This window comes from Nostoc sp. PCC 7524, from assembly GCF_000316645.1.
GTDB lineage: Bacteria > Cyanobacteriota > Cyanobacteriia > Cyanobacteriales > Nostocaceae > Trichormus.
The window spans coordinates 5,560,107-5,582,864 of sequence record NC_019684.1 but is presented as its reverse complement, the minus strand read 5'-3'; the positions used below and the strand labels follow the sequence as shown (position 1 = coordinate 5,582,864).

Below are 22,758 nucleotides of genomic sequence, written 5' to 3'. Positions count from 1 at the left end.
CTCTAATTTGATGCCAACCTTGTTTTTTCATTACCCATGCGTAAGTCTATATATAGATAAAACTTGAGTTAACACTGCTATGTAGTTTTTATGGCATAAGCTATTTAACCTGCTATCCTCAAATATTGTCAGCCGTATAGATTGTATAAATACGTAAATTTATGCTAAGTGATTTTTCGAGTCGAGATGAATTAGTTGCTTATCTGCGTGAACAATTCCCCCAAGCAGCAGAGCGTGATGATCATATTAGTAACACTATAGGCGGCAGGAAAGCAGCTCAGAGAGCTATGCAAAAAGTCAACCCAGCATCCTACGCAAAAACACGTAACTTGCTCACAGGGGATGTAACCCGACTTTCACCATACATCCGTTATGGGGTTCTCAGCTTACGAGAAATTCGTGATTATGTCTTAGATAAAGTGGAAAACCCTGATCATGCCACAAAACTGATCAACGAATTAGGCTGGCGTGACTACTGGCAGCGATTATATGCCAAGTTAGGTGATGATATTTGGCAAGACCAAGAAGAATACAAAACAGGCTACACCCCTACAGAATACGCACCAGATTTACCCCAAGACATTAAAGATGGAAGCACAGGCTTAGTTTGCATCGATAACTTCAGCCAAGAATTACGAGAGACTGGCTACCTACATAATCATGCACGAATGTGGATAGCAGCTTATGTTGTTCATTGGCGACGCATTCGTTGGCAAGCAGGCGCTAAATGGTTTTTAGAACACTTGTTAGATGGCGATCCTGCTAGCAATAATATGTCGTGGCAGTGGGTAGCTAGCACCTTCAGTCACAAACCTTATTTTTTCAACCGCGAAAACCTAGAACGCTACACTAAAAGCGTTTACTGTCAAAAATGTCCTCTTTATGGTCATTGTGACTTTGAAGGTAGTTATGAAGAGTTAGAACAGCGATTATTTCCCAAAGGCGAATTTACCAAAAAACCCAACAGTCAAAGTTGGCAACGTGGGAAGAAGCGATAGGGACTGGGGATTGGGGATTGGGGATTGGGGACTGGGAAGCAGAAAAGCAGAGGAGAATAACTAATGATTAATGACTATTGCCTATTGCCTATTGCCTATTGCCTATGGACTAATGACTAATGACTAAAAATAAACCAATTGTTTGGATACATGGTGACTGTCTCAGTCCCTTTAACCCTGCACTACAAGAATACCCAGATGCTCCAGCGATTTGGGTTTGGGATGATGCTTTGATAGAAGAATGGCAACTTAGTCTCAAGCGAATCACTTTTATTTATGAATGCTTGCTAGAGTTGCCTGTTGAAATCCGTCGTGGGAATGTAGCACAAGAAATTTTAGCCTTTGCTAAAGAACATGATTCTGATTTAGTGGCAACAGCAGATAGCCCCAGCCCTAGGTTTAAGAATATATGTGATGAAATTGAGCGTTATTTAAAGTTGGAAGTGTTTGAAGTAGAACCGTTTTTTGATTATGACGGATATATTGATTTGAAGCGGTTTTCACGCTATTGGAAGGTAGCAGAAAAGTATGTTTTTGATTAGCTAATCTATGCAGGTAGGTGAAATTTGATGATTGTTTCAGTCTCCTTGCGGAGATTAGTTTAGCGCAAAGCAATTGCAGATCCACGATCCAGCGATCGCCTACTCATACCCATAAACACAATTTATCCTTACCCTACGCCTTAATCCCCTAGCCGAGCTTGCCCAAATAATTGCAAAATAAATGCAGTTCGTCGTGGTGACTACTGAGAGATGGCAACTACACTTGTGGACGCACAAAACTTACTTTCTGACCTCATTACCCGCTACTCATCGCGTGTAGACTATTTGATGATTCGCCTAGAGGAAGCAGAAGGGACTGATATCTTGTTGCGTGGCGACAAGGTAGAAACCCTCAGTGAAGGGATTTCCATTGGTGGACATATCCGCGCTTGTTACAAAGGTGGTTGGGGGTTAAGCAGTTTTAATCAGCTTGCCACCATTCAAGAACGCATCGAAGAAGCAATTACAGCTGCGCGGATGGTTGGTGATGAGGAAACAATACTTGCACCTATTGACCCAGTGCAAGCACTATGCACTTTACCCCTAACGGGTAAAAACCCTCGCCAAGTTCCACTTTCGCAAAAAAAAGAATTGTGCGATCGCTATACTGAACTACTAAGAAGTTTTGACCGTCGCATTACTACTACCTCAGTCCGTTACAGTGACAGTTCCCAGCAAATCATCATCGCCACCTCAGAAGGTACTCTCATTCAGCAGTCTTGGGTGGATATGGAAATGCGCTTTGCAGCCACAGCCAGAAATGGTGAAACTGTCCAAACTGGTAGAGAAACAACAGGTTCTCGCCAAGCCTACGAAGATTTGATTAACTTGGATGAACAAGTTAAAAGTGCCGCACAAAGGGCTGTTGCCGCTTTATCTCTCCCCTCAGTCAAAGGAAATACTTACACCGTAGTTATAGACCCCATTCTCACCGGTTTATTTGTTCACGAAGCCTTTGGACATCTTTCAGAGGCTGATATGGCTTACGAAAACCCCGATTTGTTAGAGGTAATGACTATCGGACGGCGATTTGGCCCCGAAGAATTGCAAATTTTTGATGGTGCAGCCCCACAGGGACATCGTGGTAGTTACTTTTATGATGATGAAGGTACACCAGCAACTACGACACAACTAATTAAAGACGGTATTTTAGTAGGTCGTTTACATTCTCGTGAAACCGCAGGTAAGTTAGACGAAACTCCTACAGGCAATGCTCGTTGTCTTAATTATCACTTCACTCCGATTGTGCGGATGACCAACACTTGGATTGAACGAGGTACAACACCAGTAGCAGATTTATTCACTGATATCAAAGAAGGAGTGTATGCCCGTAATTGGCTAGGTGGGATGACTAACGGTGAAATGTTCACCTTCAGTGCTGGGGAAGCGTGGATGATTAGAAATGGCAAAATTGCAGAACCTGTCAAAGATGTCACACTTTCCGGTAATGTATTTCAAACCTTGGCAGATATTGAAGCCATTGGTGATGATTTTTACTGGGATGAATCCGGCGGCTGTGGCAAAGGTGGACAAAATGGTTTACCCGTAGGCTGTGGAGGCCCCAGTCTACGGATTAGAGATGTAGTAGTAGGGGGAGAAACCTGATCCTGGCTTTCACTTTCAAGTTGAGACATTAAGTCCAGTTGGGGAGTTAAAGGTAAAAGCGAAAAGATATTTTTCCCAATCCCCAATCCCCAATCCCCAATCCCCAGTCCTCATACATCAATTTGCTGGTGTACCAGATGAAAGTACAAACTTCGTAGTTTCATGAGTTCATCGTGATTACCTTGCTCAACAATCACACCTTTATCTAGTACAAGGATAGAGTCAGCACTTCGCACTGTAGAGAGACGGTGAGCAATGATAAAAGTTGTGCGTTCTTTGCTAATTCGTTGTAGATTTTGCTGAAACCGTCGCTCTGATTCAGTATCTAGAGAACTGGTAGCTTCATCTAAAATCAGGATTTTGGGATTACTTAAAATAGCACGCGCGATCGCAATTCTTTGTCTTTGTCCACCAGATAGACTAGAACCCCGTTCTCCTACTTTGGTGTTATACCCCAGTGGTAAACTTTGAATGAAAGCGTGAGCTTCGGCTAATTTACTCACCTCAATTACTTCTTCTAAACTATATTGTTCGCGATAAAGGGTAATATTCTCTAAAATCGTACCGGAAAATAAAAAGCACTCTTGTGGTACTACGCCTAATTGACGGCGTAACGATTGGGGGGAAACATGGCGGATATCATGACCATCCACCAAAATTTTGCCATTGGTGGGATGATATAAACCCTGTAGGAGACTGACTAAGGTACTCTTACCAGAACCACTACGCCCAACAATGGCAATAGTTTGCCCAGGGTGCGCTGTAAAGGAAATATTTTGCAGAATATTGCGCTCATCATCTACACCATAACGGAAGGTGACATTCTCAAATTGCACGTCACCCCGTAGCGGCGGTAAAACTAGCATTGATTTTTCTGGAGTTTCTTCCGCTTGAGTGTTGAAGACATCATCCAACCGTTCTACTGAAACCATTACTTCTTGCAACTCATCCCAAAGCCCCACTAGCGATAAAATTGGGCCAATCACATTGCCAATCAGCATATTAAAGGCGACTAATTGACCTATGCTGAGTTGGTCTTGAATGACTAATGTAGCTGAATACCACAGTAATGCTGTACTGCCCAAAGTATTAATCAGTCCACTAATTACCTGTAAACCTATCGCCAATTTCTGACCGCGAAATTTAGCATTAACTGTACTGGTTAAGTGGTCTTCCCACAGCCAGCGCAAATCACGTTCTGCTGCCGCCGCTTTGACTGTAGCTACACCTGTGAGCATTTCTACTAGAGAGGAGTTTTGCTTGGCAGCCTCATTAAAAATTTCCCGCGATACTTGACGCAGTATGGGACTAGCAGCCACTGTCAATAAAATAATTGGTGGTAGTAATGCCAACACTAATAGAGTTAATTGCCAGTTGTAATATGCCATTAACCCGACATAGACAATTGCGGTTAAAGCATCTAACCAAGCTGCGATCGCTTGTTTCGTTAGAAATACCTGAATTTTATGGTTCTCTTGCACGCGAGTCATGATATCGCCTACATGACGCGTAGCAAAAAACTGGAGAGGTAAATTCAAAGTATGGGTAATAAAGCCAGTGATTAACGTTAGATCTACTCGGTTAGAAAAATAGTCCAGCATATATTGGCGAATATTCACCAAAGCAATGCGCCAAAGACTAAATACCAATAACCCGATCACAAAAATATGCAGGGTGCTTAAGCTTTTGTGTACTACTACTTGATCAAGAATAATTTGAGTAAACAGGGGCGTAATCAAACCAAATACTTGCAGTAGTAAGGAGGTGATCATAATCGGCCACAGCATGGCACGATAAGGCAAAAATGCACCCCAAAATTTCCCCAAGGAAGGTTTAGAGGATGGTACTGCTTTTAATTGTGGTGTAGGAGATAAAAGCAGAGCAAACCCAGTCCAGCCAGCTTGAAATGCTTGCAAAGTTAGCTTTTTCCGTCCAATAGCAGGGTCGGAAACAATCACATGATTTTTTTGGACTTGATAGACAACTATATAATGATCTCCCTGCCAATGGGCAATCCAAGGATGATGCTGATTGGCTATGCGATTAAAACTTGCCCTGACTGGTCTAGCTTGAAATCCTATGGTTTCTGCGGCTACAGCTAAACTTTTCAAAGAGGCTCCAGCACGAGCCACATTTGCTAGATTCCGCAACATATTCATGCTGAATTTTTTACCCCAGTATTGGGAAATCATCGCCAAGCAAGCGGGGCCACAATCAGAAATGCTTTGCTGCTGAATGAATGGATAACGTTTGCCCAACCAAGAACGGCGTTGCTTACTTGGTTGGGGAAAGGCAATCAGATTAGACTCTGGCTGAGAAGATGGCGCTTGGGAATTCAGTATGGGTGTGGGATTGGTGGGAATTTGGCGACTTCTAGCTTTTTTCTGAATAGACTTTGAGGCAGGCACACCTAATAATTGTGGAGCTATTGCTTGGGCTATTTCCCAATGTGCTATCGGCAGTTGATAAACTAATAAATCTGTTTGAGCAATCCAATCACTGGTTACTGGCTCAGGATATGCCCAACTGTCGCCAATTTTAGGGCAAAGTAATGATGGGTTTTCTGGGCTGTGAATTTGACCACTACGCAGCCAAAAGCGGCCAGTATCACAGGAAGTACATTCAGATAGTACCTCACCAGCAGGAATTTTGATTTCTACTAGGTAAGATAACAGTTCCTTGAGGGTATGGCTGGAAAGCTTGGTTGTTGGTGTTTGCAGATTCACAACCGTTTTAAAAAATATCAGAGTTTGCCGATTCGCAGTCATACGAATCAGGTAATCTGATAATTGAGACAAGCGATCGCACCACACCTTCAGCTTAGTCATGGGAATAACAGCGACGATTCCAGAACTTGCAGCGATCGCCCGGTAAGATTGGGGGCGATCGTCAAACAGTTCGTCTGCTCCATAACTTTCCCCCACTCCCAGCAAGGAAACTGCAATTTCTCTTTGTAAAGTGGTATGAAAACTGACCAGTCGTACCTGACCCTGGCAAATTATATAGCAGCCTTGAGAGTTGTGAGCTTGATCAACCAGTTCATCTCCTAGTTCAAACTCACGTATTTCAAATGCTTGACACAAGTCAAACACTAACTGGTTATTATCAGGAAATAGATTAATTAGAATATCAAATAATAATTGGCGATCTTCACCAACCTTTACAAAAAAACTGTTACTTTTATCTTCTAGTCTTTGTTTCATGATTTCAATAAATATTTAACAGCTATTTTTTAATTAAATATTAATTGCAATTGTTAATAATCACCGATTTTTACAATCTAAAATGTATAGTGATATGTTTATTAACCAATTTAAATATCAATCTATATCTTGCCTAACTGAAAAGTTATCTGAAGTCTGCTCGACATTTTGCTCATATTCCGCAGACAACTAGAATAATTGCTGAAAACTTTTAGTAAAAAGCTTTCAGCAATTGTTTAACCATCCCCATTGCATCCCATACTATGGGTAGGCTAGATAATAATAAGATTTGTCAGAACTTAATAAGTGGCAGAAATGGCTTTACCAAAGGATTCAGAATAATATTCTGTGGTTTGAGTTCCTACCAAAGTCAGGGTTTTGGTATTGTCGCCATAAGCATCAGCTACAGCTTGAGATTCAGCAGCATTGCCTTTGATGTACACGTCAGAGTAAATTTTGTTTTTGATTTTGTTGTCGATTTTTTCATTTACATCTACATCTTTATAGAAGTAGCTTTTGAAAGAAACGCCACCAGCACCAACGATTTCTTGAGTTACATCTTCAAAGTAGTTTAGATCAGAAATAATCATGGTTGTTGTTCCTTGTTATGTTGATCAACTCGCTTGAGTTGTTGTTCACAATGTAGCTGCTTAAATTTTATTTGTATCGCCAAATTGGCTGACTTTTCTTTTCTTGAGGAAAACTTTTTATTTTGTATTTTCGGTAAAGTTAGCTATCAAATTTTATATATAGATCAGAACTAAATTTAAAATTTCGAGCCATAATGGCGTAACTTATAGCCTTTTTGGCTGGATTATTATTAAAGATGAATTATTCTTTTTAATATCACTCTCTCATTACTTATCTAAGCAAATGAATTGGATAAATAAAGAATTTCATCAAATTTGTCTGAAGCCATACTTAGAATATAGTAAACATCTGTTACTATTTACTACTTCATTACTAGCTAGTTCAGTTTTATTAGCTGCACCTAGCCGAGCTGCTACCTTTGCTTTTTCTGAAGGCAGATTAGCATTGACTGATTTTAGTCACAGGCCTTTGGATAGCTTTACTAATACGGATGTCAATACCATATCTATTTCTCCAGATGGTACTGTAGTAAGTGAAGCTAATGCGATCGCGTTTTTAGGTTCAAATCCCTCAGAAGCATTAAATATCACTTACAGTGAAGCTATAGGTAACAATAAGGATTTTCTAGGTCTGGCAGAAAGTGAGGCTATAGTTAAAGGTATCTTTGAGGTAGAAGAAAATACACTTTTCTCTTTTAACTTTGAAGCCGATTTGAACATGGGAACATCATTAGAGCATCCTACAGTGGGGAGTGCTGAGGCAATTGGGGATATAAGTTTTGCATTAATCGATATTAGCAATAATAATGTATTAGACTTTTTTCAAGTTGCAGCCAACTTATCTACAAAATCAAGTAACATCGATTTTATCGATTACAAAATAAGTGACCATATTATATTAAACGCTGAATTTGCCGATATTAATGACGAGAATTTGAGAGGCGATCAAAAATTGGCAACAGCCTATTTTAATGGTTCTGTGCAAAGTTATTTTACAAATAAAACAAGTTTTGCTTTAATTGCTGTTAATAGAAATCAAGCTAAAGTTTCGGTGTCTGAGCCTTCAACTTGCATAGCTATAATTTTCAGTTGCGGTGTTATGGGTGTTGTACTAAAACGTAAACGCCAAAAAAGTATGCCAACTTACTTGTCAGCTAAAAAGTAACTAAGTAGATATTGTGTGCGATAACCTAAGTTCTAACTTATCCCTAAGAATTTGACCCAGTTTTTGATACTTCTGACCCATTAGACCCATTCATAAATCAGGGATACGACGTTGTTAGCCGTATCCCTGATTTATGTGAGAATATATGATATTGATAACTGAAATCTTCAGCTTAAGCAGCAACAGGATCTAATAACTGAATATTAGAGAAGATGAATTCCTGAACTGAGGTTTGTCCTGCGATTTCAGTGCGAATTTCCCGACGATTAAGAATGAAATAAGCGCCAACTTTTTCATACTCATCTACAAAGTTGCTGACTCCGCCTCTTTGTTCCCCAGTTTGAGGTTCATGGTAAACCGAGTCATAGGTATGAGATAGATAGCCTTCCCCAGTCTCGTGAACACTAAAGGTATTAATAGTGACAACAACACCATGAATATGACGGTGGACGAGGGTAACTATATTATTGTGGACTTTGTAGCGATCGCCTTCAGCCTTACCGCCCATTAAAATTTCCACAGCATCATTCTCATCAGTTGCACCATAACGAAAAGTATTGGCACCGTGGGTTTCTTCAAAGGTGCGACGCACACGGTGAATAGCTATCTCCCATGCTTGTCCATGAATTGTTTTTTTCGCGGACTCGTCATCTATACCCAAAACTTCCGCTTTGAGTTCGGCATTGATAGTAACTTTACCTGTAATTACCTGATTATCATGTTTATAGGTAATGTCTGCTGTATAACCAGGGAAATTTTTGTCCCAAGTGTAACGGTTGTCATAAGCAGCCCGGAAAAGTTCCTGAGCAGAGAGTTGTGTAACTGTCATGTGCTTCTCCTAGCGCAATTAGTTATAGTCGCTTTTTAGTCTTGCTGGTATTAGCATAGAAGTAATTGTTGAGTCTCGCATAGACCCCAACTGGGTACACTTATGCCTATTTCTCTACACGATGTATTTCATGCGATCGCTAATATCCGTACCGAGGAAGAACTACAACCAGTCCTCATGGATAAAATTGGCGAGTACTTTGGCGTGCAACGTTGGGGGATCTATTTAGTAGATAGTCAGTCAAAAACTGATACCGATGCTCAGACAATCCCAGCCGTATGTTTAGAAAGTAATCCTATTGGGCAATATGTAGTTGAGCGCCATTCCCCCGCCCATGAACAACTCATATTAACCCCAGAAGACTGGAAACACCTATGTCCACGCCATGACCACGAACACGTCATGACAGGCCCAATTATTTGCGATGGTCGCCTGATCGGAACACTAAATTTTGCCCGTGATCGAGGAAATCCACCCTTTAACGCCAGCAATTTAGCCGACCTCAGCGCCCTCTGTATTCATTTGTCTGCCAAACTCGCCACCCTAAGAACTACCCCAAAAACATTTCCCCCTTCATCAACTAATCCCTTGACCCCACGCGAACTACAAATAGCTGAACTGGTGGCACAAGGATTAACTAATGCTGAAATTGCCCAAAGGCTGTGGATTACTCAAAACTCTGTCAAGCAAGCCTTAAAAAGAATGTTCCGCAAACTAAGAGTATCAGCTCGTGCTGAGATGGTAGCCAGATTGCAAGATTTGCTAATTCCGAAATGAGATGAAAATTCAGAATTTTTTTTGTGTTGTGAATCTTATCCAATAAGCTTTATAGCCTCCGACATTCTCCGCAAAAGGTGCAATTTAGAAAAAAAGTGAATTTACCCCTTGACGAAGCTAGAAATATTCGCTAATCTAGATAAAGTGTCAAGGCGAGAGAGCTAAGACCACTGAACCGAGAAAAAAGAATACTTTGAAAGCGAAGAAGTAACCAACCTCGTCAAATAAATTTGGTTTTGGGAGTTCCCAAAAACATTAAAAAATTATAGCAAGGAATCTGAGAGACAAGTTTTTTCAGATAACAAACTCGAAACACAACAAAACGGAGAGTTTGATCCTGGCTCAGGATGAACGCTGGCGGTATGCTTAACACATGCAAGTCGAACGGTCTTTTCGGAGATAGTGGCGGACGGGTGAGTAACACGTGAGAATCTGCATTCAGGTCGGGGACAACCACTGGAAACGGTGGCTAATACCGGATGTGCCGAGAGGTGAAAGGCTTGCTGCCTGAAAATGAGCTCGCGACTGATTAGCTAGTTGGTAGTGTAAGGGACTACCAAGGCGACGATCAGTAGCTGGTCTGAGAGGATGATCAGCCACACTGGGACTGAGACACGGCCCAGACTCCTACGGGAGGCAGCAGTGGGGAATTTTCCGCAATGGGCGAAAGCCTGACGGAGCAATACCGCGTGAGGGAGGAAGGCTCTTGGGTTGTAAACCTCTTTTCTCAAGGAATAAGATATGAAGGTACTTGAGGAATAAGCATCGGCTAACTCCGTGCCAGCAGCCGCGGTAATACGGAGGATGCAAGCGTTATCCGGAATGATTGGGCGTAAAGAGTCCGTAGGTGGTTGTGAAAGTCTGCTGTTAAAGAGCAAGGCTCAACCTTGTAAAGGCAGTGGAAACTACACAGCTAGAGTGCGTTCGGGGCAGAAGGAATTCCTGGTGTAGCGGTGAAATGCGTAGAGATCAGGAAGAACACCGGTGGCGAAAGCGTTCTGCTAGGCCGTGACTGACACTGAGGGACGAAAGCTAGGGGAGCGAATGGGATTAGATACCCCAGTAGTCCTAGCCGTAAACGATGGATACTAGGCGTGGCTTGTATCGACCCGAGCCGTGCCGGAGCCAACGCGTTAAGTATCCCGCCTGGGGAGTACGCACGCAAGTGTGAAACTCAAAGGAATTGACGGGGGCCCGCACAAGCGGTGGAGTATGTGGTTTAATTCGATGCAACGCGAAGAACCTTACCAAGACTTGACATGTCGCGAATCTTCTTGAAAGGGGAGAGTGCCTTCGGGAGCGCGAACACAGGTGGTGCATGGCTGTCGTCAGCTCGTGTCGTGAGATGTTGGGTTAAGTCCCGCAACGAGCGCAACCCTCGTTTTTAGTTGCCAGCATTAAGTTGGGCACTCTAGAGAGACTGCCGGTGACAAACCGGAGGAAGGTGGGGATGACGTCAAGTCAGCATGCCCCTTACGTCTTGGGCTACACACGTACTACAATGCTACGGACAAAGGGCAGCAAGCTAGCGATAGCAAGCAAATCTCACAAACCGTAGCTCAGTTCAGATCGCAGGCTGCAACTCGCCTGCGTGAAGGAGGAATCGCTAGTAATTGCAGGTCAGCATACTGCAGTGAATTCGTTCCCGGGCCTTGTACACACCGCCCGTCACACCATGGAAGCTGGCAACGCCCGAAGTCATTACTCCAACCATTCGTGGAGGAGGATGCCTAAGGCAGTGCTGGTGACTGGGGTGAAGTCGTAACAAGGTAGCCGTACCGGAAGGTGTGGCTGGATCACCTCCTTTTGAGGGAGACCGAATCCACTCACAAATCGAAAGCGAAAGTGAATAGATTTGGAGATGGTCTACTCTAGGTCGGTCGAGATTGGTAAAAGCTTTCAAAGTATTACTCTTCCGGTTTAACGTGATTGGAAAAGTCAGCAACTAACTATGGAGTTAGACTGCTGGGTGAATACCAGCCAGAACCTTGAAAACTGCATAGAAACGCGATTGAAAGCAGGCAGACACAGACATCCAAAGGATAAAAGTGTTTGCAATGGAGAAACCAATGAAATTGTGGTCAAGCTAATAAGGGCTCATGGTGGATACCTAGGCACACAGAGGCGAAGAAGGACGTGGTTACCGACGAAATACTCCGGGGAGTTGGAAGCAAACTATGAGCCGGAGATGTCCGAATGGGGCAACCCTAAATACTACCTGTTGAATATATAGACAGGAAAGAGCCAACCCAGCGAACTGAAACATCTTAGTAGCTGGAGGAAGAGAAATCAAAAGAGATTCCCTCAGTAGTGGTGAGCGAAAGGGGAAAAGCCTAAACCATTTGGTTTACCGAATGGGGTAGTGGGACAGCGATATCGAATCTAGAGACTAGACGAAGCAGCTAAATACTGCACCAGAGGAGGTGAAAGTCCTGTAGTCGAAAGTTAAAGGATAGAAGCTGAATCCCGAGTAGCATGGGGCACGAGGAATCCCATGTGAATCAGCGAGGACCATCTCGTAAGGCTAAATACTACTGTGTGACCGATAGAGAACAAGTACCGCGAGGGAAAGGTGAAAAGAACCCCGGAAGGGGAGTGAAATAGAACATGAAACCATGAGCTTACAAGCAGTGGGAGTCCGATTAAACGGATGACCGCGTGCCTGTTGAAGAATGAGCCGGCGACTTATAGGCACTGGTAGGTTAAAGCGAGAATGCTGGAGCCAAAGCGAAAGCGAGTCTGAAGAGGGCGATAATCAGTGTTTATAGACCCGAACCCTGGTGATCTAACCATGTCCAGGATGAAGCTTGGGTAAAACCAAGTGGAGGTCCGAACCGACCGATGTTGAAAAATCGGCGGATGAGGTGTGGTTAGGGGTGAAATGCCAATCGAACCAGGAGCTAGCTGGTTCTCCCCGAAATGTGTTGAGGCGCAGCGGTAATGAATATAGTCGGGGGGTAAAGCACTGTTTCGGTGCGGGCTGGGAGACCGGTACCAAATCGAGACAAACTCAGAATACCCGATGGACACATTGCCAGTGAGACAGTGGGGGATAAGCTTCATTGTCAAGAGGGAAACAGCCCAGACCACCAGCTAAGGTCCCCAAATCATCGCTAAGTGAGAAAGGAGGTGAGACTGCATAGACAACTAGGAGGTTTGCCTAGAAGCAGCCACCCTTGAAAGAGTGCGTAATAGCTCACTAGTCAAGCGGTCTTGCGCCGAAAATGAACGGGGCTAAGCGATGTACCGAAGCTGTGGGATTAAGTAATTAATCGGTAGGGGAGCGTTCCGTAGTAGGGAGAAGCAGTAGCGGCGAGCAGCTGTGGACGAAACGGAAGTGAGAATGTCGGCTTGAGTAGCGCAAACATTGGTGAGAATCCAATGCCCCGAAACCCTAAGGGTTCCAGAGCCAGGTTCGTCCACTCTGGGTTAGTCGGGACCTAAGGCGAGGCCGAAAGGCGTAGTCGATGGACACAGGGTCAACAATCCCTGACTACGATATGGGAGCATTGCTAGGGACGCATGAAAGATAGCTACACCCTGATTGGTTTGGGAGGGGTTTACGAACTCCGAGTAGTCAAGGATAGTGCCAAGAAAAGCTAGGAATGTGATGAAGATATTGTACCCGTACCCGAAACCGACACAGGTAGGGAGGTTGAGAATACCAAGGGGCGCGAGATAACTCTCTCTAAGGAACTCGGCAAAATGGCCCCGTAACTTCGGAAGAAGGGGTGCCCACTCTTGGTGGGTCGCAGTGAAGAGATCCAGGCGACTGTTTACCAAAAACACAGGTCTCCGCAAACTCGTAAGAGGAAGTATGGGGGCTGACGCCTGCCCAGTGCCGGAAGGTTAAGGAAGCTGGTCAGCGAAAGTGAAGCTGGCGACCGAAGCCCCGGTGAACGGCGGCCGTAACTATAACGGTCCTAAGGTAGCGAAATTCCTTGTCGGGTAAGTTCCGACCCGCACGAAAGGCGTAACGATCTGGATGGTGTCTCAGAGAGAGACTCGGCGAAATAGGAATGTCTGTGAAGATACGGACTGCCTGCACCTGGACAGAAAGACCCTATGAAGCTTTACTGTAGCCTGGAATTGTGTCCGGGCTTCGCTTGCGCAGGATAGGTGGGAGGCGAAGAGATATTCCTTGTGGGGAATATGGAGCCAACGGTGAGATACCACTCTGGCGAAGCTAGGATTCTAACTTGCTACCGTTACCCGGTAGAAGGACAGTTTCAGGTGGGCAGTTTGACTGGGGCGGTCGCCTCCTAAAAGGTAACGGAGGCGCGCAAAGGTTCCCTCAGCACGCTTGGAAACCGTGCGGCGAGTGTAAAGGCATAAAGGGAGCTTGACTGCAAGACCGACAAGTCGAGCAGGTACGAAAGTAGGCCTTAGTGATCCGACGGCGCAGAGTGGAATGGCCGTCGCTCAACGGATAAAAGTTACTCTAGGGATAACAGGCTGATCTCCCCCAAGAGTCCACATCGACGGGGAGGTTTGGCACCTCGATGTCGGCTCATCGCAACCTGGGGCGGAAGTACGTCCCAAGGGTTGGGCTGTTCGCCCATTAAAGCGGTACGTGAGCTGGGTTCAGAACGTCGTGAGACAGTTCGGTCCATATCCGGTGCAGGCGTAAGAGCATTGAGAGGAGCCTTCCTTAGTACGAGAGGACCGGGAAGGACGCACCGCTGGTGTACCAGTTATTGTACCAACAGTAGACGCTGGGTAGCCAAGTGCGGAGCGGATAACCGCTGAAAGCATCTAAGTGGGAAGCCCACCTCAAGATGAGTGCTCTCACTACATTAAGTAGGTAAGGTCACGGGCAGAACACCCGTTCATAGGCTCTAAGTGGAAGTGCAGTAATGTATGAAGCTGAGGAGTACTAACAGACCGAGGGCTTGACCTCATTTATCATTGGCATATTAATCGCGTTTCTTGCAGTCTTCAGGGTTGTGTAAGCGACTGGGGACTGGCTACTGGGGACTAGCTAAGACAGTTTCTTCCCAGTCCCCAGTCCCCAATCCCCAATCCCCAGTTTTTCCTGGTGCCTATGGCGCGGTGGAACCACACTGACCCCATCCCGAACTCAGAGGTGAAACACTGCTGCGGCTACGATAGTTGGAGGGTTGCCTCCTGCCACAATTGCTCGGTGCCAGGTCTTTTTTTCTCACCAAAAAGCTGACTTATCTTCGATAAGACAGCTTTTTGTTTTCTCTTTACAATTGTTGGATAATATTTAAATCATTTAAAATTTCTGGTTCTAACTCTTTACCCTGACCATCTTCAATATTTCGGAACAACACCGTAAATGCACCAGCACCTAATCTATCTTGGGGAAAGAGTCGGTAACAAGGAATCTCTGTTAAATGTGACTGATAGTTTTGTAAATGATTAATTTTAACTGCTTCAAATTGAGGGAAGCGTGATAGAAACCACTCGCAAACTTGTTCATTTTCTTCAGGTGAGTAGGTACAAGTCATATAAGCAAGGTAGCCTTGGGGTGCAACCAGTTGTGAGGAATTAGCTATAATTCGTTTTTGGCGATTGGCACTCTTATTAATAGCAGTTGGATGAAAACATCCTGGTGCTTTTTCACCTTTTGCTAGTAAGGATTGTCCTGTACATGGAGCATCAACTAATACTAAATTACAAGAATGTGGTAGATTTTCTGCCAAGATACTAGAGTCTCTATTGAACAGAGTACAAGGGCTGATATGGCAACGCTTTAAGTTAGAAATTAGCATTCCTAAACGCTTACCAATCACTTCATTGCAGATAAGTAATTCTGGTTGTAAGGCTTGCCAAGTAAAGATGCTTTTACCTCCAGGGGCGGCACACATATCAAACACTAATTTTACTGGCTGGGAAATTGTTAGTAAAACAGAAGCCGCAAATACAGAAGAAAAATCTAAACAATAAAAATATCCTTGGTGATGTAAGGGATGTTGACCGGGTTTTTCTCCGAATTGTAGACGGTCTACAAATGTTGGCTGCCAACTTAATGAGTATTCTACTGAAAAAGGTAGGATTTCTGGCTTATTCTGACACCAAATAATACAGGGATGAAAGGGCTGGGGAGAAATTAATGCCTGAATAAATTTTTCTTGATTATCAGGGTTTTCAAACAAACGCCGTGCAAGTTTCAATAATAAATTTGATGGTTTTTCCATTAGTAAAACTGTTACAGAAGAACAATGCCTAGAAGCTAATTGGCTTCATACTTTAGAATATAATGACCACGATTCTGATGATGATAAAACCTCTGCTAGTTAAAGGAACATCAAAGGTTTGGTCAAGAGGGGTATATGAGTGCTGAGTTCCGAGTAGTGAGTAAATTGAGTGCTGAGTTCTAATTTTAGGTTATTTATTCAGCACTCTGACTACATCCTGATTGCAAGGGCTAAAGATATTTTTGCGTAAATCCTAAATGATTACCAAACTGCCCAAACGCACCGGAGAAAGTCATGATTTTTGATAATTTTCAGCGTAAATTGCGCCGAGAAGCACAAATATGGCGTGATGAAGGGATCATTAGTGCTTCTCAATATCAACAAATTTCAGACCGCCATCAATTTAATAATTTAGAAGCGATCGCACGTGATCAGTTTATGATGATTGCGATCGCTATTGGTGGTATTCTCTTAGTCTTAGGTGGGACAACCTTCGTAGCTGCTAACTGGTTTGCTTGGTCACGAGAAGTAAAATTCATCATGATGATGAGTTTATTTATCTCAGTTAGCATCACAGGTTTTTATACTTGGAGAGACCCAAAACTCGGTGGTAGTGAAGGTAAGAAACCACGACGCAACAATAGATGGCTGGGAGAAGCACTGCTAATTCTAGCGGCTTTTATTCTGGGTGCAAACATCATACTGATGGCACAGAATTTTAATATCAGTGGTTCTGCTACTCAATTATTTCTAGCCTGGGGGTTTGGTGTCTCCTTCATGGCTTATAGTCTGTCCCTAAATTCTTTAGGGATTATGGCGATTATCTTAGTACAGATTGGCTATTGGCTAGGGGTGGGAGATTTATCTTACGCCTCTGCTGACTGGAATTGGGCAAGATTAGCAGTACGACATATGCCTTTAATCTCATGGCTGTTGTTTGTGCCTTTAGCCTACTCCTGTCGTTCACGCTGGATTTTCTTTTTAGCAGCTTTTTTCTTTGCTAGTTCTCTACAATTCAACCTCAAGCCTTTACCACTGCTAAATCTCTCCGATGTAGCTCCTTGGGTGGCATCTTTTGCCTTAGCACTGCCACCTGCATTATTCTGGAGTTATGATGATCTGCTATTTCCTTCCATCAATTACAGACTATTTCAACCGCTAGCCCGTAATTTAGCATTAATTGCTTTTGGCTTAGTCTTTTATGCCCTTTCTTTTCGCTGGCAATGGCAGGGTTTTTCCACTAATACCTTTCTGCCCAGGAATAATTTCAACACTTTGATGTCTGTACCTATCATCGATTTAGGGATTCTCAGTGGTCTAGCAGTGTTGCAATGGTTGTTTCTGCTACGTCAAACGAATAACCCTCCCCGTCGGGAAGTTGTGTTTAATACTGGCCTAATTGCTACCTTTCTCGGCTTCATCGTGGTAGTACCATTCTGGCACCAAGCTATTAGTCGCATTGGTGACTTAGGCAGTTTTATTTTTAGTGTGCTATTTGTTGTATTGTCTTGGGGACTGATTCAAGAGGGATTAAAGCTGAGTGATAGACGATCTTTTTGGGGCGGTATGCTATTGTTAACTCTACTGGTGATTAGTAAGATGCTGGAGTATGACACTGACTTGCTTTTCAAGTCAATGGTGTTTGTGATGTGTGGTTCGATTCTGCTGAGTGCCGGAATGTGGTTTGAACGTCGCCTAACAGGTTCATCTAGTTCATCTGCTAAGAAGTAGAAATTAAAGGCAAAATAAGAAGTATCTCTTGCCTTTGACTTTGAGTTTGTGTGTTCACGCCCGAAACTTGAGAGGGAAAATCTCGTTGCGTAAGTCCTGTTTTAGTTGCCCCAAAAACCGATTATTTTTAGGACTACGCCCATGAGCAATGAATCTTCGGAATCCAAAAAAAGTAAAACTTTATCTCCTGAAGCGGAATTCTCGAAGAAGCTGACTTTTCGGGATTATCTCATAGCGACTGAGCAAAAATTTAACCAGCCTCTACCTTTTTGGCGGCTTTTAGTTCCTCTGGCATTACAAACAGGGATAATTTTGTCTGTTCCTACTCAGGCAGCTTATACTAATCTTTTGGGTAGAGAGGTGATTTTGCAAACTCTATCTAGCAATCCCCAGAATGTCTTGCAAGGCTATAGTCTCTTCCTAGACTACAATATATCTCGGATTTCCAATTTACGCAGACTTCCCGGTTGGAATGAGTTGGCGAGGAGAAATCGGGGGAGGAACGGACAATTACTCTCAGGAACTAATGTTTACGTGATTTTGCGAGGGCAAGAATCCTTTGGTCGTGGTGTTCCTAGAGCTTGGCGACCTGTGCGCGTCAGCAGCACTCTACCTATGTCTCTCCCAGATAATCAAGTTGCCTTACGAGGTGTTTATCAGGATGGTTTTGTGAACTACGGTGTAGAAACATTGAGTATTCCTGATGAACAACGTCAGCAGATTAATGAAGATATCCGCCGTTCGATTGGCGGCACTAGAAATAGACGGCTAAGACCGATAACTGTCAAGGTCAAAGTAGACCCCCAAGGTAATGCTGTACCTGTGAGTTTGTGGGTACGCGATCGCAACTATAGTTTCTAGTCTTCATGGCGTAGATTCCATGCTACACCAAAAGCTGCTCCTGCTCCAGCTAACAACCCGGTACTCATTCCTTGAATAGTTTTTTGTATGGGTTCTTGAATCAGGCAATCGCTTGTAACCTTGTCGGCTTGCAAGCACAGATTGCTTTCTGCCCAACTGGTAGTTCCTCCTAAAACTACACCAGCTACACTACAGGAAGCGACAAGCAGCAATAGACGTTTAGTTTTTCTATCCATAGATGGATGTGTTAAATCAGATAGAGGTTAAGTAGTTCTCAAATACTTTACACGTCTATGCTGCTTATGTCATCTATTTTTTTAGGCTAATGAAGGATAGGACTAAAGTCCTAACTACAAACTAAATTTTATCGGTTAAATAGGAGTGAAGGCAATGACGTTAATTTTTTTGCCAATAAAGCCTATTAAAGTACAATTCCTGCCTGGGTATATATCACTCAAGTTGTGAAAATATAACCATCGTTTTTGATGTGCTAATGATATTTCTAACTGACGTGGGTAGCCAAACTTATTGTCGTAGGTAGCATTGACACTCACTGGGCCATCACAAGCACATCCATTGGGGCCGCATTTTTGACTATCTGCCGAGGATGCAATTTCTTGGAATAAGTCGGTAACAGTTAATGGAGGTATACTTGCACAAGTATTTTGTTTGATAGCAATGACTTTTTCATTCTTAATTTCTACCTCTTGCTGACAATTATCAGGTGCAGAATAATTAATCTTTAAACGGTAATGAGAAATGGCTTGTGTTTGCCAGTTTTTCTGGGCTTGTGCTAGTTGATGTTGAGAGTAGTTTTTTAAGAATAATTGGTGGCTCCAGAAAGCTACACCACCAATACTAAGGAGCATTAAAATTGTTATCCATCGGGGGTACAATGAGTGAAGCGATCGCTTGCTAATATTCATATATAGGAATCCGCTTTGATTTCTAAAATTATCTGCGTAGCCAGGCAATAGGCAATAGGCAATAGGCAATAGGAAAGGAGAGAGTAGGGGTGTACTGAGTTTTTTTCAGAAATCAAATACGAGTCCTATATAATAATCAGGTTAGTTGAGAACATCATTAACCACAAAAACTGAGGATAATTTTCCGGATATCGTTAATCTTTTTGAGTGATTTCTAGATAAATATGTTCTAAACGTACAGGTTGGCGAGAAATGGCATCTATTGATATACCTGTAAATCGTGCCATAATTTCTGGTAATTCGAGGGTTTCTGGTAGCCAAAAAGCTAGTTCATTACCATAACGTCTATAGGTAAAATGATACGCTTGAGCGCGGGCGATCGCCTCTTTTTCCTGGTGAGTTTTTATTGTGACAATTTCTTGGGCTGGAATTAAATTGCGTAATTCTGCTAAACTTCCCTCAGCTAAAATTTGACCATTCTTTAGTATCCCAATTTTATCACACAACCGCTCGGCTTCATCTAATAAATGGGTGGTGAGTAAAACTGTAATTCCCTGAGTTTTCAGTTGTCTAATTAATTCCCAAATTTCATACCTAGCTTCAATATCTAAACCTGTTGTGGGTTCATCTAAAATCACTAATTTGGGCTGATGTACCAAAGCAGCTGCAATATTTAAACGCCTTTGCATCCCTCCACTTAAGGTTTCTACAGGACTTTGCACTCTATCTAATAAATTAACAGATGCAAGGGTTTCTTGGACTTGCTTTTGGCGTGTGGCTTTGTCTAACCCGTAAATATCAGCAAAAAATTGGAGATTTTCTGCACAAGTCAAGGTTTTGTATAGCAAATTCTCTTGGGGTGCGATGCCAATTAATTTTTTAGTTACTGGAGAAACAGGTTGATGATTAATTGTAATCTCACCAGTATCAGCTTTGAGTAAATTGCAAATTATATTAATTGTTGTTGTCTTGCCTGAACCATTCGCACCGAGTAAGCCATAAATTTCTCCAGGATTAATCGTAAAATTTAAATCATGTAGAACCTTTCTATCTCTATAAGATTTATTTAAATTAGTAATTTTTAGCATATTTTTATTGATGAAGTTTTATAATCTTCTTTCTAAAATTAGCATTCGCCTGTAAGATAACCAACCGCCTACAATCATTACTAGAGCAAATGCTAAGAGAAAAACAAAGTGTGGCATGATTTTATTGATATCTTCCCCTTGGGATGAAACGTTCACAAGAGCTTCATTCATGTGATATATGGGGTTATATTGAGCGATATTCACCAGGGTTTTAGGAAATAAACTCGCTGGTAAAAATGCGCCCCCTAAAATTAATAAAGGCACTCCAAAGGCAGCTACTAAAGCGTTGACATCTTCGATACGGCGAGCCAATTGTGTACCGAATATAAAGCCTAAACCAACGTAAGCAGCGATACTCAAAAAAATAATTATGAGTCCCAATAAAATAGAACCCCTAAATGTTGCACCCCAAAATGATGCAATTGTGTAAATTAATATAGTTTGTCCAATACCAATACAACTATGAGCTAGAAAAATTCCTAAAAAATAGGATGTGCCACTTAAGGGAGAAAGAAACAAGCGTTTGAGGGTTTGTTGTTCTCTTTCTGCAACAATTGTCGATACAGTTCCGCCCAAACAGCTAAAAAATAATGCTGCACCTACTAAAGTTGAGGGGGCGCTATAAGCAAAGGCATCAGCCATTGGTAATTCTGCCCTTTCTGCCAAAATAAATCCACTGAGGATTAATACAGAAATGGGAAAAATACTCCAAAAAATTAAGCTACGTCTCCGACGTAATAATTCGGTTAAAATACGTCGAGTTACAGCTATAGTTTCACGCCAATATTTCATAAACTGGGGAATAGGGAGTGGGGAGTAGGAAGTGGGGGAAATTAAAATTTTTGTCCGGTGGTGAATTCTAATCTGACTTCTCCTTGGTTGCTTACTCCTAAGTCTCCTCGCAAGATGCCAAAGGGTGAATTAAGTCGGACTCCTAAGCCATAGCCAAAGCCACTTCCGGGTTTATCTCGGACTACGCCAGGTTCACCGATGACTGTTTTGCTAGAACCAAAATCTGAGGCGAAGTCTGTAAATACAACGCCTCCGATGTAATCCATAATCGGAAAACGATATTCTACTGAAGCCAAGCCATAACTACGGCTACTGGCGACTTCTCCATAACCGTATCCCCGTACAGAATTGGCACCGCCGATGTGAAAAGCATCGGCTGGGGGAAAATCACCGATAATTGTACCAAGTTGGACATTTACAGCTAGCATTTCGGGACTGTCGGGTATCTGATTGTTGCCTATCCATGTGACTGGAACATACTGTACATAGTTTCCCTGGAGTCGATTGCTAGAAAGATTACCTAACCCGATGGGGATGGCTTGGGCAGTGCTAAGGGTGACAATTGAGCCTTGGGTGGGGTTGTTGGGGCGATCGCGTCGATCTCGATTTACACTAAAAGATAGGGTAAATAAGTCATCAATGCCAGTACCACTAACAGAAAGCTGGTTTCCCAATTCATCTACTGGGACTACATCATAATTTGCGTTACGTAAGCTAATTCTGGTGTAGTTCAGTCCTAAAGCCGCATCCCAGTCATCAAAGGAGCGTAACAAGGAGACAGAACCGCCAAATCTACCTTCTCGGATGCTGTCACCGTTGGCGAGTCTAATATCATCATCGAAGACAGGAGATAATTTGCGATCGCGAAATGTTCTGATACTATAACCAAAGCGTTCTGGTTCACCGGAACGATAGGGGCTGATAAACGCAGTAGCAAATTGTACACCTTTGCCGCTCAGTTGCACTGTGGTACTGATTTGGTCATTTACACCACTGATATTGGCATCTCGATAACGTACTTGACCGTATAATCCTATATCCCTGTTACTACCAGCACCATAATTCCAAGTGGGAAAGCGACGCTCTTTAATGTCATAAATAATATCAACACCAGAGGCATGATTTTGTGGAGATGCCGTCACAAAATCCAATGAATCTAATTTTCGCAATCTTTGCAAGTCTGCTTGTAATGCTTCATCGCTGAATACTTTTCCTGGCTTTAGCGTCAGTAGACTCCGAATAAAATCTGTTTGCGTGCGTCCTGAAATGGGCTGTCCTCTATCATTAATCAAACGAATTTGGATATTTTGAACGATTTGCGGGGAAAACTCAATAGTTTGGGGAAATCCGACATAATTACCGTATTTGGCGTATCCATCAATGTCTACAGTGCCTACTGGAGAGTTCGCCAGCAGGGGCTGATTTCCCCCACTTAGCAATGTTCCTACTACCAAAGTCACAACTATGGGAATACGCATATTGGCAAC

General features: G+C 42.9%; 16 protein-coding genes and 3 rRNA genes. 10 read left to right on the top strand and 9 right to left on the bottom strand.

Annotated features, from left to right (window positions below; all coding sequences use genetic code 11):
* Positions 1-161 precede the first annotated feature (161 nt).
* The 3 genes from NOS7524_RS22650 (at position 162) to NOS7524_RS22640 (ending at position 3,145) form a co-directional block, all read left to right on the top strand.
* Positions 162-998, top strand: a complete 837-nt coding sequence (locus NOS7524_RS22650) for an FAD-binding domain-containing protein (protein ID WP_015140806.1) — start codon at positions 162-164, stop codon at positions 996-998.
* A 119-nt stretch (positions 999-1,117) separates the two neighbouring features.
* Positions 1,118-1,540, top strand: a complete 423-nt coding sequence (locus NOS7524_RS22645; protein ID WP_015140805.1) for a hypothetical protein — start codon at positions 1,118-1,120, stop codon at positions 1,538-1,540.
* A 210-nt stretch (positions 1,541-1,750) separates the two neighbouring features.
* Positions 1,751-3,145 (top strand): TldD/PmbA family protein, encoded by a 1,395-nt coding sequence (locus NOS7524_RS22640; RefSeq protein ID WP_015140804.1) that lies wholly within the window; start codon positions 1,751-1,753, stop codon positions 3,143-3,145.
* A 110-nt stretch (positions 3,146-3,255) separates the two neighbouring features.
* Here NOS7524_RS22640 and NOS7524_RS22635 read toward each other — a convergent pair whose 3' ends face one another.
* Both NOS7524_RS22635 and NOS7524_RS22630 read right to left on the bottom strand, forming a co-directional pair.
* Positions 3,256-6,348, bottom strand: coding sequence for an ABC transporter transmembrane domain-containing protein (locus NOS7524_RS22635; protein ID WP_015140803.1), 3,093 nt, complete (start codon positions 6,346-6,348; stop codon positions 3,256-3,258).
* A 299-nt stretch (positions 6,349-6,647) separates the two neighbouring features.
* Positions 6,648-6,938, bottom strand: coding sequence for a hypothetical protein (locus NOS7524_RS22630; RefSeq protein ID WP_015140802.1), 291 nt, complete (start codon positions 6,936-6,938; stop codon positions 6,648-6,650).
* 283 nt (positions 6,939-7,221) lie between these two features.
* Here NOS7524_RS22630 and NOS7524_RS27925 point away from each other — a divergent pair, with 283 nt between their 5' ends.
* Positions 7,222-8,103 carry a hypothetical protein gene (locus NOS7524_RS27925; protein WP_015140801.1) on the top strand — a complete coding sequence of 294 codons (882 nt, stop codon included), beginning with the start codon at positions 7,222-7,224 and terminating at the stop codon, positions 8,101-8,103.
* Between the two features lie 172 nt (positions 8,104-8,275).
* Here the strand turns inward: NOS7524_RS27925 and NOS7524_RS22620 are convergent, their stop codons facing one another.
* The gene (locus NOS7524_RS22620) at positions 8,276-8,932 is read right to left on the bottom strand and encodes a DUF3386 domain-containing protein (protein ID WP_015140800.1); all 657 of its coding nucleotides are present in this window, start codon (positions 8,930-8,932) and stop codon (positions 8,276-8,278) included.
* 102 nt (positions 8,933-9,034) lie between these two features.
* Here NOS7524_RS22620 and NOS7524_RS22615 point away from each other — a divergent pair, with 102 nt between their 5' ends.
* From NOS7524_RS22615 to rrf, 4 genes are all read left to right on the top strand, one after another.
* Positions 9,035-9,709, top strand: coding sequence for a LuxR C-terminal-related transcriptional regulator (locus NOS7524_RS22615; RefSeq protein ID WP_015140799.1), 675 nt, complete (start codon positions 9,035-9,037; stop codon positions 9,707-9,709).
* A gap of 319 nt (positions 9,710-10,028) precedes the next feature.
* Positions 10,029-11,516 (top strand): 16S ribosomal RNA (locus NOS7524_RS22610).
* Positions 11,517-11,788: 272 nt separating this feature from the next.
* A 23S ribosomal RNA gene (locus tag NOS7524_RS22605) occupies positions 11,789-14,609 on the top strand.
* 134 nt (positions 14,610-14,743) lie between these two features.
* A 5S ribosomal RNA gene (gene rrf / locus NOS7524_RS22600) occupies positions 14,744-14,861 on the top strand.
* Together the 16S, 23S and 5S rRNA genes form the textbook arrangement of a ribosomal RNA operon.
* Before the next feature lie 58 nt (positions 14,862-14,919).
* Here rrf and NOS7524_RS22595 read toward each other — a convergent pair.
* A complete protein-coding gene (locus NOS7524_RS22595) occupies positions 14,920-15,873 on the bottom strand; it encodes an RsmB/NOP family class I SAM-dependent RNA methyltransferase (protein ID WP_015140798.1) in 954 nt (317 codons plus the stop codon).
* A gap of 294 nt (positions 15,874-16,167) precedes the next feature.
* Between NOS7524_RS22595 and NOS7524_RS22590 the strand changes: the two genes are divergently transcribed.
* Both NOS7524_RS22590 and NOS7524_RS22585 read left to right on the top strand, forming a co-directional pair.
* Positions 16,168-17,604 carry a DUF2157 domain-containing protein gene (locus NOS7524_RS22590; protein WP_015140797.1) on the top strand — a complete coding sequence of 479 codons (1,437 nt, stop codon included), beginning with the start codon at positions 16,168-16,170 and terminating at the stop codon, positions 17,602-17,604.
* A gap of 141 nt (positions 17,605-17,745) precedes the next feature.
* Entirely contained in the window at positions 17,746-18,465 is a 720-nt protein-coding gene (locus tag NOS7524_RS22585; RefSeq protein WP_015140796.1) for a GDYXXLXY domain-containing protein, read from the top strand.
* Here the strand turns inward: NOS7524_RS22585 and NOS7524_RS22580 are convergent.
* The 5 genes from NOS7524_RS22580 to NOS7524_RS22560 form a co-directional block, all read right to left on the bottom strand.
* Positions 18,462-18,701 carry a hypothetical protein gene (locus NOS7524_RS22580; protein ID WP_015140795.1) on the bottom strand — a complete coding sequence of 80 codons (240 nt, stop codon included), beginning with the start codon at positions 18,699-18,701 and terminating at the stop codon, positions 18,462-18,464. The two genes, NOS7524_RS22585 and NOS7524_RS22580, sit on opposite strands and share 4 nt — an antisense overlap.
* 135 nt (positions 18,702-18,836) lie before the next feature.
* On the bottom strand, positions 18,837-19,391 hold the full coding sequence (locus NOS7524_RS22575; protein WP_015140794.1) for a DUF6174 domain-containing protein: 555 nt from the start codon (positions 19,389-19,391) through the stop codon (positions 18,837-18,839).
* Positions 19,392-19,585: 194 nt separating this feature from the next.
* Positions 19,586-20,479: an ABC transporter ATP-binding protein gene (locus tag NOS7524_RS22570; RefSeq protein ID WP_015140793.1), complete on the bottom strand. Its 894-nt coding sequence runs from the start codon at positions 20,477-20,479 to the stop codon at positions 19,586-19,588.
* An 18-nt stretch (positions 20,480-20,497) separates the two neighbouring features.
* Entirely contained in the window at positions 20,498-21,271 is a 774-nt protein-coding gene (locus NOS7524_RS22565; protein WP_015140792.1) for an ABC transporter permease, read from the bottom strand.
* Between the two features lie 41 nt (positions 21,272-21,312).
* Positions 21,313-22,749, bottom strand: coding sequence for a BamA/TamA family outer membrane protein (locus tag NOS7524_RS22560; RefSeq protein WP_015140791.1), 1,437 nt, complete (start codon positions 22,747-22,749; stop codon positions 21,313-21,315).
* Positions 22,750-22,758 lie beyond the last annotated feature (9 nt).

Bases quoted from the DNA above. Each gene is read 5' to 3' on its own strand.
- NOS7524_RS22585 (WP_015140796.1), top strand. From the start codon at position 17,746: ATGAGCAATGAATCTTCGGAATCCAAAAAAAGTAAAACTTTATCTCCT.
- NOS7524_RS22565 (WP_015140792.1), bottom strand. From the start codon at position 21,271: ATGAAATATTGGCGTGAAACTATAGCTGTAACTCGACGTATTTTAACC.
- NOS7524_RS22615 (WP_015140799.1), top strand. From the start codon at position 9,035: ATGCCTATTTCTCTACACGATGTATTTCATGCGATCGCTAATATCCGT.
- NOS7524_RS22650 (WP_015140806.1), top strand. From the start codon at position 162: ATGCTAAGTGATTTTTCGAGTCGAGATGAATTAGTTGCTTATCTGCGT.
- NOS7524_RS22590 (WP_015140797.1), top strand. From the start codon at position 16,168: ATGATTTTTGATAATTTTCAGCGTAAATTGCGCCGAGAAGCACAAATA.
- NOS7524_RS22630 (WP_015140802.1), bottom strand. From the start codon at position 6,938: ATGATTATTTCTGATCTAAACTACTTTGAAGATGTAACTCAAGAAATC.
- NOS7524_RS22595 (WP_015140798.1), bottom strand. From the start codon at position 15,873: ATGGAAAAACCATCAAATTTATTATTGAAACTTGCACGGCGTTTGTTT.
- NOS7524_RS22580 (WP_015140795.1), bottom strand. From the start codon at position 18,701: ATGGATAGAAAAACTAAACGTCTATTGCTGCTTGTCGCTTCCTGTAGT.
- NOS7524_RS22575 (WP_015140794.1), bottom strand. From the start codon at position 19,391: ATGAATATTAGCAAGCGATCGCTTCACTCATTGTACCCCCGATGGATA.
- NOS7524_RS27925 (WP_015140801.1), top strand. From the start codon at position 7,222: ATGAATTGGATAAATAAAGAATTTCATCAAATTTGTCTGAAGCCATAC.
- NOS7524_RS22570 (WP_015140793.1), bottom strand. From the start codon at position 20,479: ATGCTAAAAATTACTAATTTAAATAAATCTTATAGAGATAGAAAGGTT.
- NOS7524_RS22620 (WP_015140800.1), bottom strand. From the start codon at position 8,932: ATGACAGTTACACAACTCTCTGCTCAGGAACTTTTCCGGGCTGCTTAT.
- NOS7524_RS22640 (WP_015140804.1), top strand. From the start codon at position 1,751: ATGGCAACTACACTTGTGGACGCACAAAACTTACTTTCTGACCTCATT.
- NOS7524_RS22645 (WP_015140805.1), top strand. From the start codon at position 1,118: ATGACTAAAAATAAACCAATTGTTTGGATACATGGTGACTGTCTCAGT.
- NOS7524_RS22635 (WP_015140803.1), bottom strand. From the start codon at position 6,348: ATGAAACAAAGACTAGAAGATAAAAGTAACAGTTTTTTTGTAAAGGTT.
- NOS7524_RS22560 (WP_015140791.1), bottom strand. From the start codon at position 22,749: ATGCGTATTCCCATAGTTGTGACTTTGGTAGTAGGAACATTGCTAAGT.